Genomic DNA, 12,109 nt, shown 5'->3' with positions numbered 1-12,109 from the left:
GCTCAGGGTGAGGCGAATTCCTTGGGGCTTCGTTCAAGCCGCGTTGGCGGTGTGCTCGGTGATCAGCGCGTAGAGCGCGTCGGGCTTTTCCGAGCCGCGCAGTTTTTCGCAAATACGCCGGTCGCGCAGCAGGCGCGAAACCTTGGCGAGCGCCTTGAGATGATCGGCGCCGGCGCCTTCGGGGGCGAGCAGCAGGAAAACGAGATCGACCGGCTGTTCGTCGATCGCTTCGAAATCGACCGGCTTCTCCAGCCGCGCGAACACGCCCCACAGGCGCTTCAAGCCCCCGAGCTTGCCGTGCGGAATGGCGATGCCGTTGCCAACGCCCGTCGTGCCCAGGCGCTCGCGCTCCAGCAGCACGTCGAAGATCGCGCGCTCCTCCGCCCCCGTCAGCTCGGCGGCTTTGCGGGCGAGGTCCTGCAGAATTTGCTTCTTCGAGGTCGCGCGCGAATTTGCGACGACCCCATTCGGGGCGAGGATATCGACGAGGTCCATTCTTTCCCGTTTCGCTTTCGCTTATGCCTTCGCCGGTGCCGCTTGCGGCACCGAGCCGGGGTCGATCCAGCCGATCGCGCCGTCGGCGCGCCGGTAGACGACGTTGAATTGTCCGTTGGCGCCGTTGCGGAACATCAGCACCGGCTTCTGGCCCAGATCGAGGCGCGCCACCGCTTCGCCCACGCTGAGCGTGGCGATATGGGTCGCCATTTCCGCGACGATCGGCGCGGCGGCGTTTTCCGCACCCGTGCCGCCGTCGATCGATTCGGCTTCCGGATCGACGACCGCGTAGCGCGCGGGCTCGGCCGCGAGTTCGGCTTCGCCGTCAGCACCGTCGGCGCGGCGCTTGCGGTCCGACAGGCGGCCCTTATGGCGGCGCAGGCGGTTGTCGAGCCGCTCCACGGCACCGTCGAACGCCGCGTAGACGTCGGCGGCCGCGTGATGGCTTTGCAGCGTCATGCCCCGCGTGACATGGACTTGGATATCCGCGCGGAACAGATGGCGCTGGCGCTCGAACGTCACCTTGCCTTCGATCGCCTTGCCGAAATAGCGATCGACCGCCGTGCCCAAGGAAGACGCGACATGGACGCGCAGGGAATCGCCAACATCGAGACGTTTGCCGCTTACGGAGAGCTGCATGATGAAGCCGTCGGTTGGTTGCGGGAAGAAACGAAGTCGCGAAGCCCGATTGACGTGGTTCGGTTTGGTCCGCGCAAGACCGTCCGGCGGCCGAGTTGCGGCGCACCATAGGTGCGGCGCTTCGGGCAAGTCAAGGCGGGTGTCCTGGTTGGAACCAACATGCTTGCGACCCTATGCCGGAAGCGTGCGCCCCGCCCCGGCAAGGGTCAAGAAAAATCGCCTAAGCCTTTAAAAGGCCGACGTTTTTTCGCGCCGGCGCTGAACCGACGACGCGATGCTCATCGCCTCGCGATATTTGGCGACCGTGCGTCGTGCGATATCGATCCCGTCGGCTTTCAGCATCTCGACGATGCGGTCGTCCGACAGGATTTCGTCGGGCTTTTCGGCGTCGATCAGCGACTTGATGCGGTGGCGCACCGCCTCGGCCGAATGCGCCTCGCCGCCGCCCGAAGCGGGGATGGCGGAGGTGAAGAAATATTTGAGTTCGAAGATGCCGTGCGGCGTGGCGATGAACTTGTTGGTCGTCACACGGCTGACGGTCGATTCGTGCATGTCGATCGCTTCGGCGATGTCGCGTAAGACCAGCGGCTTCAAATGCCGCACGCCATTGCGGAAGAACGCGTCCTGCTGGCGCACGATCTCGATCGAGACTTTGAGGATCGTCTGCGCGCGCTGATGCAACGACTTCACCAGCCAATTGGCCGAGTGCAGACGTTCGGCGATGAATTCCTTGTCCGACTTGGTGCGCTGGCCGACATTGACGCGCGCGAGGTAGCGCGTGTTGACCAGCACGCGCGGCAGCGTGTCCTGGTTGAGCTCCACGATCCAGCTTTTGTCGGGGGCCAAACGCATCAGCACGTCGGGCACGACGGGCTGGGCTTCGGCCCCGTCGAAAGCGAGGCCGGGCTTGGGATCGAGGCTGCGTATCTCCGCGACCATATCCGTCAGGTCTTCGGCATCGACGCCGCACAAGCGGCACAAGGCGCCCGCGTCGCGCTTGGCGAGCAGATCGAGATGGTCGAGCAACGTCGCCATCGCGGGATCGAGGCGGTTGCGCTCGGCCAATTGCAGCGAGAGACACTCCTTGAGTGTGCGCGCCATGATTCCGGGCGGATCGAATTTCTGGCAGCGCTTCAGCACCGTTTCGACGCGCGGCAGATCGATATCGAGCTTCTCGGCGAGTTCGCCGATATCGCTCGAGATGTAGCCGCTATCCTCCATCAGATCGACCAGCCGCGCCGCGATCACGCGGTCCACGGGATCGGCGAAATCCACGCCGACCTGGTCGAGCAGATGTTCGCGCAGCGATTTGGGCCGTTGCAGCGTCTGCTCGAGGCCGAATTCCGAATCCTCGAAATCCGAGCGGCCGCCGGTGCCCTTCCATTCGCCTAGGAATTCACCCTCGCCGCCGGTGGCGGATTCGTCGCCGCCGCGCGCGTAGGAATTGTCGTAATCGACGTCGAGCGGCGCTTCGGTGGTCGTGCTCGCCGCACCGCCGATCGCGTCGACGATCCGGTCTTCGCCGTTCAAATGGCGCTCGTCGGTCGGCACGTCGGACGCGGCGAGTTGCGGGCGCTCCATGTCGGGGGCGGCACTTTCCGCACCCGGCTCGTCGCGTTCGAGCAGCGGGTTTTGCGCGAGTTCCTCTTCGACGAATTGCGCGACTTCGAGATTGGAAAGCTGCAGAAGTTTGATCGCCTGCTGCAGCTGGGGCGTCATCACCAGCTGCTGCGTCTGCCGTAGATCGAGACGCGGGGCGAGACGGTTCATAGCGAGAATTTCTCGCCGAGATAGACCCGGCGCACGTCGGCCGACGACACGATCTCGCGCGGGCTTCCTTCCATCAGCACTTGGCCGTCATGGAGGATGTAGGCGCGGTCGACCAGCTCCAACGTTTCGCGCACGTTGTGGTCGGTGATCAGCACGCCGATGCCGCGATCTTTGAGATGGCTGACCAGATCGCGGATATCGCCCACGGCGATCGGGTCGATGCCGGCGAGCGGCTCGTCCAGCAGCACGAAATGCGGCTGCGAAGCGAGCGCCCGCGCGATCTCCACGCGGCGGCGTTCGCCGCCCGACAAGGCGAGCGACGGCGTGCGGCGCAGATGGCTGATCGAGAATTCGGCGAGAAGTTCGGTCAGCGCCTGTTCGCGCTTCTCGCGCTCCGGCTCGACGAGTTCGAGCACCGCGCGGATATTCTGCTCGACCGTCAGGCCGCGGAAGATCGACGCTTCCTGCGGCAGGTAGCCGATGCCCAGGCGCGCGCGCCGATACATCGGCAGGTCCGTCACGTCCACGCCGTCGAGCGAGATCTCGCCGTAATCGGGCGAGATCAGGCCCGTGATCATATAGAAACAGGTGGTTTTGCCCGCCCCATTGGGGCCGAGCAGCCCGACCGCTTCGCCGCGCTGGACCGCGAGGCTGACGTCGCGCACGACGGGACGGCCCTTGTAGCGCTTGCCGAGCTTGCGCGCGGCGAGGCCCGGATTGCCCGCGACGACTTTCAGGTTGGGCGAAACCGGAGACGCGGTCATTGCCGGGCCCCCGCGCGCGGCGCTTGCTGCGTTTGCTGCTGCGGCGTGAACAACCCGCGCACGCGCCCATCGCCGCCGGTTTCGGCCGCGGGGCGCGACAACAGGCGCGAAATCCCGGTGTTGTTGTTCACCTCGGCGAAATCGCCGGCGAGCTGGTTGTCGCCGCGCGTGAGCCGTACATTGCCCGCGAGCTGCGCGATGCTGGTTTCCATGTTGTAGACGCCGCGATCGCCGCGCGCGATTTCGGTCGGCGTCGAGACATGGACGTTGCCGAAGGATTCGACGCGCTTCAGGCGCTGGTTCTCGGTCGAATTCGACGAGGTTTGCGCGGCCGGTTGGGCGCGTTGATTGCGCTGGTTGCGCTGCTGGGCCTGCGGGCGCGCGGGCTGATTGGCGGGCCCGAAATAGGCGGTCATCACGTCGGCGGTCATGCGCCGCGTGCCCGAAACAATCATCGCGTTGCCGCGCGCTACCGCGACGTCGCGGGCACCATGATATTCAAGCGTATCGCGCGCGGTCAGCGTGTCGTTGGGCGTGACCAAGCGCAATTGCTTGCCGGTCACCACCATTGTCTGGCTGTCGATGTCGTAGATGCCGCGATCGCCGTAGACGGTCTGCGTCTCGGTGGCGATGCGCACATTGCCTTGCGCTTCGTAGCGGAAAATCTCGGTGCCGCCGGTCGCGGCCGCGCGATACCAAGCGATCAGCTTGTCGGCATAGACGGTGGTGCCGTCCTGGCGCGCGGCGGCGTCGCCGGTGGCGACGTAACGCTGCGCGTCGCGATCCCATTCGATGCCGTCGCGCGCGGTGATCTCGATCGGCTGGCTCGAACCGCCGCCGCCCATATTGATCGTTTGCGCGAAAGCGGGCGCGCTCGCGAATAATCCCAAGGCGAGGAGGAGTGCGGCCTTGTTCATCGCGCATTGCCCTTGGCGGCGGGGGGCGGCGCTTTGGCGGCGGGGGCGGCCGCCTTGGGCGCTTGCGCGTTTTGCGGGGCCGCCGGTTGCGCGCTCGGCGTGGGATAGAGCATCACGCGCGCGGGGCCGGTCACTTCCACGCGCTGGCCGCGATCGTGGATGCGGAAGCCTTTGCCTTCCAACGTCGAGTTCGGGCCTTGGCCGCGCACTTCGGTGTCGCCGGACGCGAAACCTTTGTCGAGATCGACGATCGCGGTTTCGGTCGAAATCTCGTAGCCGCCATCGTGGAAGATCTGCACGCCGCCTTCGAGGTCGAGTTCCTTGGCCGTCTGTTTATAGACGCCGCGATCGGCGGTCAGCGCCAGCCAAGCGCCTTGCGTCAGCTGGATATCGCCTTGCGGATGGGCGAGGCCGGTCTCGTCGGACGAGCCCTTTTGCTGCGTCGCCTGCTCGGCGATGATCGTGTAGGGCTGGCTGCGCTCGTCGACGCCGACATAGCGCGGCTGCACCATGCGCAGATTCTCGAGGTCTTCCATCGAGACCTGCACCGGCGTCAGGCGGAAACGCTGGTCGAGCGGGTTGAGCTGCGGCCAGATCAGCACCAGCGTGGCGAGGCCCAGCGCCACCGCCGGCAACGCGAATTTCAGGAAGCCGACGAGCTGGCTGTAGATCGTCGAATGCGCGCGCGGCGCGCCGGGCGCGAAACCGCCCAAGCGCAGACGCGGCTTTTCCGCTGCTTCGCCGTTGGCGCGCGGCACGGGTACGGGGCGCTGCGGCTCGTTCGCGCCGTCGTGCAGGGGATCGGCCGCCATCAGGCGACGCCCTCGCGCAGCAGATCGTGGATATGGACGATGCCGACGGGCTTGGCGCCTTCGCACACCAGCAGCGCCGTGATCTGGCGCGCGTTCATCGTGGCCAGCGCTTCCAGCGCCAGACCGCCGGGGGCGACGCGCAAGGGATTCGCGGTCATCACGCGCTCGACCGGCATTTGCAGCAGATCGCCGCCCATATGCCGGCGCAAATCGCCGTCGGTGACGATGCCGACCAAATCGCCGCGCGCATCGACCACGGCCGTGCAGCCGAAGCGCTTCGCGGTGATCTCCAATACGGCTTCCGCCATCTTGGTTCCGACGCGCACGACCGGCGGTTCGGCGTGCATCAGATCGGAAATCTTCGCGAGGCGCTTGCCCAAGCTGCCGCGCGGATGGAATTCGCGGAAGGATTCGGCGGTGAAGCCGCGCCGTTCCATCAACGCCACCGCCAGCGCATCGCCCAAGGCGAGCATCAAGGTGGTCGAGGTGGTGGGGGCGAGGCCGACGGGGCAGGCTTCCTCCGCGTCCGGCAATTTCAGCAGCACGTCGGACGCTTGGCCGAGCGAGGATTCGCCACGCATCGTGATCGCGATCAGGGGAATGCGGAAGCGGCGCGTATAACCGATCAGGTCGGTCATTTCCGCCGTATCGCCCGAGTTCGACAACGCGAGCACCGCGTCCTCGGGCTTGATCATGCCAAGATCGCCGTGGCTCGCCTCGCCGGGATGGACGAATTGCGCGGGCGTGCCGGTGGAGGCAAAGGTCGCCGCGATCTTGCGCGCGACATGGCCCGACTTGCCCATGCCCGACACGATCAGCCGGCCTTTGATGTTTAGGATCGCGTCGAGGGCGCGCGTCAGATTGGCGTCGAGGGCGGCTTCCAGCGCGGCGAGACCCGCACGCTCCGTCGCGATCGCCTTGCGCGCGGCGGCGAGGTCGGCCGTCACGGTGGCGTCATCGAGATGGATCGCGGGGCTATTCGATGCGTTCATATCCGTCCCAAAGGGTCTCGGCCTCCGGGGACGGAGCGCCGAATATCACGCAAAAATTATGCCTGTCTTGGCCCGGCGAAGTCAACCAGGGCAAGTTTTTGATAAGACTTGGTGATTCGTATCCGCAAGGTTTGCGGGGGTGCCCGCGCCGCTTAATTGAGCAGGCCGGGATGCTGCACCGCAATAACGGGCTTAGTGTTCGAAGATGTCTTCTTCGTCCCAGCCGAGCAGATCGAGATCGGCGCGCGTGGACAGGAAGTCGAAACAGGCCTGCGCGATCTGGGTGCGGCCTTCGCGCGCCAGCATGACGTCGAGCTTTTCCTTCACTTGGTGAAGATAAAGCACGTCGGCGGCGGCATAGGCGAGCTGCGCTTGGGTGAGTTCGGCGGCCCCCCAATCGGAGCTTTGCTGTTCCTTCGACAATTCCTTGCCGGTCAGCTCGCGCACCAGATCCTTCAGCCCGTGACGGTCTGTATAGGTGCGCACCAGCTTCGACGCGATCTTGGTGCAATAGACGGGCGTGGTATCGACGCCCAGATATTTCTTCATCACCGCGACGTCGAAACGCGCGAAATGGAAAAGCTTCAGCGTCGATTTGTCGGCCAACAGCGCCTTCAAATTCGGCGCGGCGTATTGGCCCTTGGCGAAGCGCACGCAATGCGCCGTGCCGTCGCCGCCCGAAAGCTGCACCACGCATAACCGGTCGCGTTCCGGGCGCAGGCCCATCGTTTCGGAATCGATGGCGACCCCGTTGGGGAATTTCAAACCGGCGGGCAGATCGCCCTGGTGGAGATGGACGGCCATGATCGCTCGGCTAATGGAACCTGGGGAAGTGATCTCCCGCCGGGGCTGCCGTATCGGCGCCGCCGGCGGGAGGGAAACTTGGTGCCCGAGAGAAGACTCGAACTTCCACGACCTTTCGGCCACTAGAACCTGAATCTAGCGCGTCTACCAATTCCGCCACCCGGGCACCGGGCCTCGCCGGACCTCGTCCTTGGTAAGGACGCGCTCCAGCAGGGCAAACGCGAGGGGCGAACGTCTATCCCCGCCGCCTTGCGAAGTCAACTGGCCAAGCTTGACCCGGACGCGCGGGGGGATTATCCCGGTCGAGCCAGCTTCAGGGGGCTTATATGCAGGCGGGACACAGGGTTACGGTCTTCGGCGGTTCGGGCTTCATCGGCCGCTATGTGGTCAAGCGCCTGGCGCAGCAAGGCTGCGTCGTCCGGGTCTGCGTGCGCGACACAATCGCCGCCGCTTTCCTGAAGCCGATGGGCAATGTCGGCCAAGTCGTGCCGATGCATCTGCCGATCACCAGCGACGACGCGGCGTTGCGCGTCGCGGTCGAAGGGGCGGATGCGGTCATCAACCTCGTCGGCATTCTCGCCGAAAGCGGGAAGCGTACGTTCCAAGCGCTGCACGCCGATGCGCCGACGCGCTTGGCGAAGATCGCGGCCGACGCCGGCGTGTCGAAATTCGTCCATGTCTCCGCGCTCGGCGCTTCGGCGGAATCGAAATCGTCCTATGCGCGCTCCAAGGCCGCAGGCGAAGCCGGCATCCGCGCCGCGTTCCCCAACGCCACGATTTTCCGCCCGTCGATCGTGATCGGGCCGGAGGACGGCTTCTTCAACCGCTTCGCGCAGCTCGCCAACTGGTCGCCGGCGTTGCCGCTGATCGGCGGCGGCGAAACGCGCTTCCAGCCGGTTTACGTGGGCGATCTCGCCGACGGCATCGTCGCCGCCCTCGATAAGCCCGACGCCGCCGGCAAGACCTACGAAGCGGTGGGTCCCACCGCCTACACGTTCCGTCAGTTGATGGAATACCTGCTCGAAGTCACGGCCAAGCATCGCGGCCTGATCCCGATCGCGTGGCCGATCGCGGAATTGAAGGCGGCGATTCTGGAATTGCTGCCGATCAAGCTGCTGACGCGCGATCAGGTGACGCTGCTGCGCAGCGACAATGTCGCGACGGGGGCGCCCGCCCTCGAAGCGCTCGGCGTCAAGCCGCATGCGATGGAAGCGGTGGCGCCGACCTGGCTCGCCGCCTATCGCAAGGGCGGGCGCTTCGCGGCGAAGAACGCCTAACTAGCAGGCGTTGTGGCGGCGCCACATCGCCGCGTCGTGCCCTGGCGGGATATTCGCACAAGGATCGGCGGCGTAGCCGCGCAGCGCCTTATAGCGCTCGATTTGCGCCGAAGTCAGCAGCGGTACCGTTTCCGAATGGCGCGACAGATGGACAAAGCGCAGTTCGTTGCGCGCGGCGCCGGCGGTGTCGATTAGCGCGCGCAGCCGATCGGCCGGAACGCCGCCCGCGCGAAACGCCGCTTCGATGTCGGCCTCCGCGCGGATGAAGCGCTCGCCCGCCGTTTTTGCCTCCGCCTGCATGCGCGCGAATATCGCCTCGATCCGCGCGATTTGATCGGCCGTCAGGCCGAGCGGTTCGCGCAGCTCCAGCAGATGCGCGGGGCCGGGCACGGCGTTCAATTCGGCCGGCAACGCCAAGCCCCAGCCGCCGCCACGCCGCAATTCGGCGATATCCTCCGCCGATAGGCTTTTGATCTCGCGCGTTTGCAGCCCGGCGTAAGGGGCGGCGGCCGGCGCATGGCGGTGCGGTTGCGCTTGGGCGGCGAAGGCGATCGCCAGCAGGGGGATGAGGGCGGCGATACGGCGCATGAGGGCTCCGGGGGATGTTTGAACGGCCGCACCGTCGCATGCGCGCGCCGATCGCTATATGATCGAAATCATGCGCGATCTCATCGCTTCGATTTTCGACGGCGCGCGCCGGGTCGAGTTCGCCGCGCGCAAGGAGCTGTTCGCCGCCGGTCAGCCGGTGCGCAACATCCATCTGGTGCTGCGCGGCCGCATCCATCTCGTTCGGCACACGCCGCAGGGCAGCGCGCTTATCCTGCAAAACGCGGGGGCCGGCGCCGTCCTGGCGGAGGCGTCGGCTTACTCGGCCAATTATCACTGCGATGCCGTCGCCGCCGAGGACTCCGCCGTCGCCGTGGTGAGCAAAGCCGCGTTCCGCGCGGCGCTGGCCGCCGATCCGGCTTTGGCCGAGGCGTGGGGCGCGCGCCTTGCGCGCGGCGTGCAAGCGGCGCGCGTCCGGGCGGAAATCCGCGCCTTGCCGACCGTGGCCGAACGTTTCGACGCGTGGCTTGGCGAAGGCAACGTGCCGCCCGCGAAAGGGCGCTTGCAGGACGTCGCCGCCGAGCTCGGCGTTTCGCGCGAAGCGTTCTACCGGGAGCTTGCGCGCCGCCGCCGTTAGTCGCCGCCGCGCCGGTTGAGCTCGCCCGTCAGCCGGTCGATGTCTTCGGACAAGCGGCGCGAAACCAAGCGCAGCATCTCGAACCCGAACGCCGGGTTCTGCAACGCGGTCAGTTCCATGTCGCGCTTGGTCATGCGCGCGAGCGTCACGGGCGTCACGGTGCGCGCGGTCAGCGAGCGCCGATGCGACGGGACCACCATCGCGACTTCGCCCAGCACTTGACCCGGCCCCAGGCGTTTGCCGATCTCGACGAGTTCGACCCAGCCTTCGACGATCAGATACATCTCCTCGCCGCCCTCGTCCTTGCGGAACAAGATCGTGTCGGCGGGGTGTTGCTCGCGGCCGACGAAGGCGAACAACGCGGTCGGGCGCGGCTCGTCCGCGTCGGCTAACCGGCGCACCGTCGCGCGCGCTTCGACATAGCGCCACGCATGCGCGGCGAAGCCCAGCACGCCCGCGATCAACAGCCAGTTGCTGCCGACGGCGAGACCGAAAGCGGCGGCAAGGGCGGCGGCGCCCATGCCGATCAGGCGCAAGGCGGGCATCGTGCGCATCGCGGCGGAAGCGAGGGTGGCGGCCGCCGCGGCGATCGCCAGAAGCTGAACGGGTTCCATGGTCAGTCTTTGTCGCGCGGATCGAGCGTGTCGCGCAAGCCGTCGCCCAGCAGATTGAAGCCGAAAACCGCCAGACAGATGGCGAGACCCGGCCACAGGCTCATCCACGGCGCCTGAACGATGAAGTTCTTGGCGGCGTTGAGCGACGAGCCCCAGCTGGGGGCCGGCGGCTGTTGGCCCAGGCCCAAGAACGAGAGCGAGCTTTCGGTGATGATCGCGGTGGCGATGCCCAGTGTCGCCTGGACCAGCAAGGCCGGCACGGTATTCGGCAACACGTGGCGCAGTGCAATCCGCAGATGCGAATAGCCCATGGCGCGCGCCGCCTCGACATATTCCTCGGCCATCGCGCTCAGGGTTTGCGCGCGGGCCAGGCGCACGAAGATCGGGCAGACCGACAAGCCGATCGCGATCATCGCGTTGGTCAGCGACGGCCCAAGCGTCGCCGCCATGGCGATCGCCAGCACCAACAGCGGGATCGCCAGCATGCCGTCGACCACGCGCATCAGTACCGCGTCGATCCAGCCGCCGAGATAGCCGGCGGCGAGGCCCAGCGGCACGCCGATCGCCATGGCGATGGCGATGGACACGAGACCCGCGAGCAGCGAGGCGCGCGATCCCCAGATCACGCGGCTCAACACGTCGCGGCCGATTTCATCGCTGCCGAACCAGTGTGCTGCGGAAGGCCCGCCGCGAATCGCCAGCCAATCGACCGCCATCGGATCGTAGGGCGCGATCACGGGTGCGAAGATCGCGATCAACACGAAGAACAGCGCGATGGCGCCGCCCGCGACGGCGCCGGGATGGCGCAGCAACCGCGCGAATACGCCGGGTGCGCGCGGCAAGGCTTGGGCGGCGGTCTGGATCGCCAGGTCGGTCATCGTGCGCGGATCCGGGGATTGACCGATGCGTAGGCGGCGTCCGCCAGGAAGTTCAACGCGATGTAGCAGCACGCCGCGACCAGCACGACGCCTTGCACGATCGGGTAGTCGCGGGTGAACACGCCATCGACCAGCAGCTTGCCGAAGCCGGGAATGGTGAAGACCTGCTCGGTCAGCACCGCCCCGCCGAGCAAGCGGCCGAATTCGATGGCACCCAGCGTGATGACCGGGATCAGCGCGTTGCGCAAAGCGTGGCGCACGACGACGACGCGCTCGAACAAGCCCTTGGCGCGCGCCGTGCGCACGTAATCCTGCTTCAGCACGCCCAGCATGGCCGAGCGCGTGTGGCGCATCAGGATCGCGATGTTTTCGGACGCCAGCACGATCGCGGGCAGGATCATCGTGTGGATCGAGGCCCAGAAATCCTCGGCGGGGCTGACGTAACCCGATGCCGGGAACCAGTTGAGTTCGACCGAGAAGGCGAGGATCAGCATGATCCCGAACCAGAAGGGCGGGATCGACAGGCCCGACAGACCGGCGGCGTTGACGCCGTAATCGACGGCCGAGCCGCGCTTCAACGCGGCGATCACGCCCAGCGGCACGCCGATGCCGACCGAAATCACGATCGCCATCGACGCGAGCTGGAACGTCACCGGCAGCTTGTCGAGGATCACTTCCAGCACGGGCAGTTTGGTATTGAGCGACGTGCCGAAATCGCCCTGCACGACGCCCCACATCCAAACGAGATATTGGACGGGCCAGGTCTTATCGAGGCCGAGGGCCGCACGGATGCGCGCCAGATCGTCGGCGGAAAGATCGGCGTCGGCGGTCATCAGCGTCGCCGCGTCGCCCGGCAGAAGTTTCTGCAGGACGAACACGACGATGCTGACGACGATCAACGTCGGAATCGCCAAAGCGAGACGATGGAGTAGATAGCGACCCACTGTTCCGTTTTCTTGGGGCG

The 12,109-nt window shown here is 66.4% G+C and carries 14 protein-coding genes and 1 tRNA gene; 2 read left to right on the top strand and 13 right to left on the bottom strand.

Going from position 1 to position 12,109, the window contains the following annotated elements; all coding sequences use genetic code 11:
- Positions 1–33 precede the first annotated feature (33 nt).
- The 9 genes from ptsN to J0H39_16665 all read right to left on the bottom strand — a co-directional run bounded on the left by ptsN (position 34) and on the right by J0H39_16665 (position 7,359).
- Positions 34–495, bottom strand: coding sequence for a PTS IIA-like nitrogen regulatory protein PtsN (gene ptsN / locus J0H39_16705; protein MBN9498394.1), 462 nt, complete (start codon positions 493–495; stop codon positions 34–36).
- A 21-nt stretch (positions 496–516) separates the two neighbouring features.
- Entirely contained in the window at positions 517–1,134 is a 618-nt protein-coding gene (raiA, locus tag J0H39_16700) for a ribosome-associated translation inhibitor RaiA (protein ID MBN9498393.1), read from the bottom strand.
- Between the two features lie 228 nt (positions 1,135–1,362).
- The gene (rpoN, locus tag J0H39_16695) at positions 1,363–2,904 is read right to left on the bottom strand and encodes an RNA polymerase factor sigma-54 (protein MBN9498392.1); all 1,542 of its coding nucleotides are present in this window, start codon (positions 2,902–2,904) and stop codon (positions 1,363–1,365) included.
- The gene (gene lptB / locus J0H39_16690) at positions 2,901–3,668 is read right to left on the bottom strand and encodes an LPS export ABC transporter ATP-binding protein (protein ID MBN9498391.1); all 768 of its coding nucleotides are present in this window, start codon (positions 3,666–3,668) and stop codon (positions 2,901–2,903) included. The genes rpoN and lptB overlap by 4 nt, the downstream gene beginning before the upstream one ends.
- Positions 3,665–4,585, bottom strand: a complete 921-nt coding sequence (locus J0H39_16685; GenBank protein MBN9498390.1) for a hypothetical protein — start codon at positions 4,583–4,585, stop codon at positions 3,665–3,667. Before J0H39_16685 ends, lptB begins: the two co-directional genes overlap by 4 nt.
- A complete protein-coding gene (lptC, locus tag J0H39_16680) occupies positions 4,582–5,397 on the bottom strand; it encodes an LPS export ABC transporter periplasmic protein LptC (protein MBN9498389.1) in 816 nt (271 codons plus the stop codon). The genes J0H39_16685 and lptC overlap by 4 nt, the downstream gene beginning before the upstream one ends.
- The gene (locus tag J0H39_16675; GenBank protein ID MBN9498388.1) at positions 5,397–6,389 is read right to left on the bottom strand and encodes a KpsF/GutQ family sugar-phosphate isomerase; all 993 of its coding nucleotides are present in this window, start codon (positions 6,387–6,389) and stop codon (positions 5,397–5,399) included. The genes lptC and J0H39_16675 overlap by 1 nt, the downstream gene beginning before the upstream one ends.
- 192 nt (positions 6,390–6,581) lie before the next feature.
- Positions 6,582–7,193, bottom strand: coding sequence for a ribonuclease D (locus J0H39_16670; protein MBN9498387.1), 612 nt, complete (start codon positions 7,191–7,193; stop codon positions 6,582–6,584).
- A 79-nt stretch (positions 7,194–7,272) separates the two neighbouring features.
- A tRNA-Leu gene (locus J0H39_16665) sits at positions 7,273–7,359 on the bottom strand.
- A gap of 160 nt (positions 7,360–7,519) precedes the next feature.
- Here J0H39_16665 and J0H39_16660 point away from each other — a divergent pair.
- The gene (locus J0H39_16660) at positions 7,520–8,470 is read left to right on the top strand and encodes a complex I NDUFA9 subunit family protein (protein ID MBN9498386.1); all 951 of its coding nucleotides are present in this window, start codon (positions 7,520–7,522) and stop codon (positions 8,468–8,470) included.
- Here J0H39_16660 and J0H39_16655 read toward each other — a convergent pair whose 3' ends face one another.
- On the bottom strand, positions 8,471–9,058 hold the full coding sequence (locus J0H39_16655; protein MBN9498385.1) for a hypothetical protein: 588 nt from the start codon (positions 9,056–9,058) through the stop codon (positions 8,471–8,473). It abuts the gene before it with no gap.
- A gap of 70 nt (positions 9,059–9,128) precedes the next feature.
- Here J0H39_16655 and J0H39_16650 point away from each other — a divergent pair, with 70 nt between their 5' ends.
- Positions 9,129–9,653 (top strand): Crp/Fnr family transcriptional regulator, encoded by a 525-nt coding sequence (locus J0H39_16650; protein MBN9498384.1) that lies wholly within the window; start codon positions 9,129–9,131, stop codon positions 9,651–9,653.
- Here the strand turns inward: J0H39_16650 and J0H39_16645 are convergent.
- Genes J0H39_16645 through J0H39_16635 form a run of 3 tightly spaced genes read right to left on the bottom strand, consistent with a single transcriptional unit; the run spans position 9,650 to position 12,089 of the window.
- The gene (locus J0H39_16645) at positions 9,650–10,267 is read right to left on the bottom strand and encodes a cyclic nucleotide-binding domain-containing protein (protein ID MBN9498383.1); all 618 of its coding nucleotides are present in this window, start codon (positions 10,265–10,267) and stop codon (positions 9,650–9,652) included. The genes J0H39_16650 and J0H39_16645 overlap by 4 nt on opposite strands.
- 2 nt (positions 10,268–10,269) lie before the next feature.
- Positions 10,270–11,145 (bottom strand): ABC transporter permease, encoded by an 876-nt coding sequence (locus tag J0H39_16640; protein MBN9498382.1) that lies wholly within the window; start codon positions 11,143–11,145, stop codon positions 10,270–10,272.
- Positions 11,142–12,089 carry an ABC transporter permease gene (locus J0H39_16635; GenBank protein MBN9498381.1) on the bottom strand — a complete coding sequence of 316 codons (948 nt, stop codon included), beginning with the start codon at positions 12,087–12,089 and terminating at the stop codon, positions 11,142–11,144. Before J0H39_16635 ends, J0H39_16640 begins: the two co-directional genes overlap by 4 nt.
- Positions 12,090–12,109 lie beyond the last annotated feature (20 nt).

Source organism: Alphaproteobacteria bacterium, from assembly GCA_017308135.1.
Taxonomy (GTDB): Bacteria; Pseudomonadota; Alphaproteobacteria; order CACIAM-22H2; family CACIAM-22H2; genus Tagaea.
This window is presented reverse-complemented; position numbering and strand designations above follow the sequence as displayed.

What these genes read in the sequence shown, in the direction of transcription:
- ptsN (MBN9498394.1), bottom strand. Translation starts at nt 495, where the DNA reads ATGGACCTCGTCGATATCCTCGCCCCGAATGGGGTCGTCGCAAATTCG.
- raiA (MBN9498393.1), bottom strand. Translation starts at nt 1,134, where the DNA reads ATGCAGCTCTCCGTAAGCGGCAAACGTCTCGATGTTGGCGATTCCCTG.
- rpoN (MBN9498392.1), bottom strand. Translation starts at nt 2,904, where the DNA reads ATGAACCGTCTCGCCCCGCGTCTCGATCTACGGCAGACGCAGCAGCTG.
- lptB (MBN9498391.1), bottom strand. Translation starts at nt 3,668, where the DNA reads ATGACCGCGTCTCCGGTTTCGCCCAACCTGAAAGTCGTCGCGGGCAAT.
- J0H39_16685 (MBN9498390.1), bottom strand. Translation starts at nt 4,585, where the DNA reads ATGAACAAGGCCGCACTCCTCCTCGCCTTGGGATTATTCGCGAGCGCG.
- lptC (MBN9498389.1), bottom strand. Translation starts at nt 5,397, where the DNA reads ATGGCGGCCGATCCCCTGCACGACGGCGCGAACGAGCCGCAGCGCCCC.
- J0H39_16675 (MBN9498388.1), bottom strand. Translation starts at nt 6,389, where the DNA reads ATGAACGCATCGAATAGCCCCGCGATCCATCTCGATGACGCCACCGTG.
- J0H39_16670 (MBN9498387.1), bottom strand. Translation starts at nt 7,193, where the DNA reads ATGGCCGTCCATCTCCACCAGGGCGATCTGCCCGCCGGTTTGAAATTC.
- J0H39_16660 (MBN9498386.1), top strand. Translation starts at nt 7,520, where the DNA reads ATGCAGGCGGGACACAGGGTTACGGTCTTCGGCGGTTCGGGCTTCATC.
- J0H39_16655 (MBN9498385.1), bottom strand. Translation starts at nt 9,058, where the DNA reads ATGCGCCGTATCGCCGCCCTCATCCCCCTGCTGGCGATCGCCTTCGCC.
- J0H39_16650 (MBN9498384.1), top strand. Translation starts at nt 9,129, where the DNA reads ATGCGCGATCTCATCGCTTCGATTTTCGACGGCGCGCGCCGGGTCGAG.
- J0H39_16645 (MBN9498383.1), bottom strand. Translation starts at nt 10,267, where the DNA reads ATGGAACCCGTTCAGCTTCTGGCGATCGCCGCGGCGGCCGCCACCCTC.
- J0H39_16640 (MBN9498382.1), bottom strand. Translation starts at nt 11,145, where the DNA reads ATGACCGACCTGGCGATCCAGACCGCCGCCCAAGCCTTGCCGCGCGCA.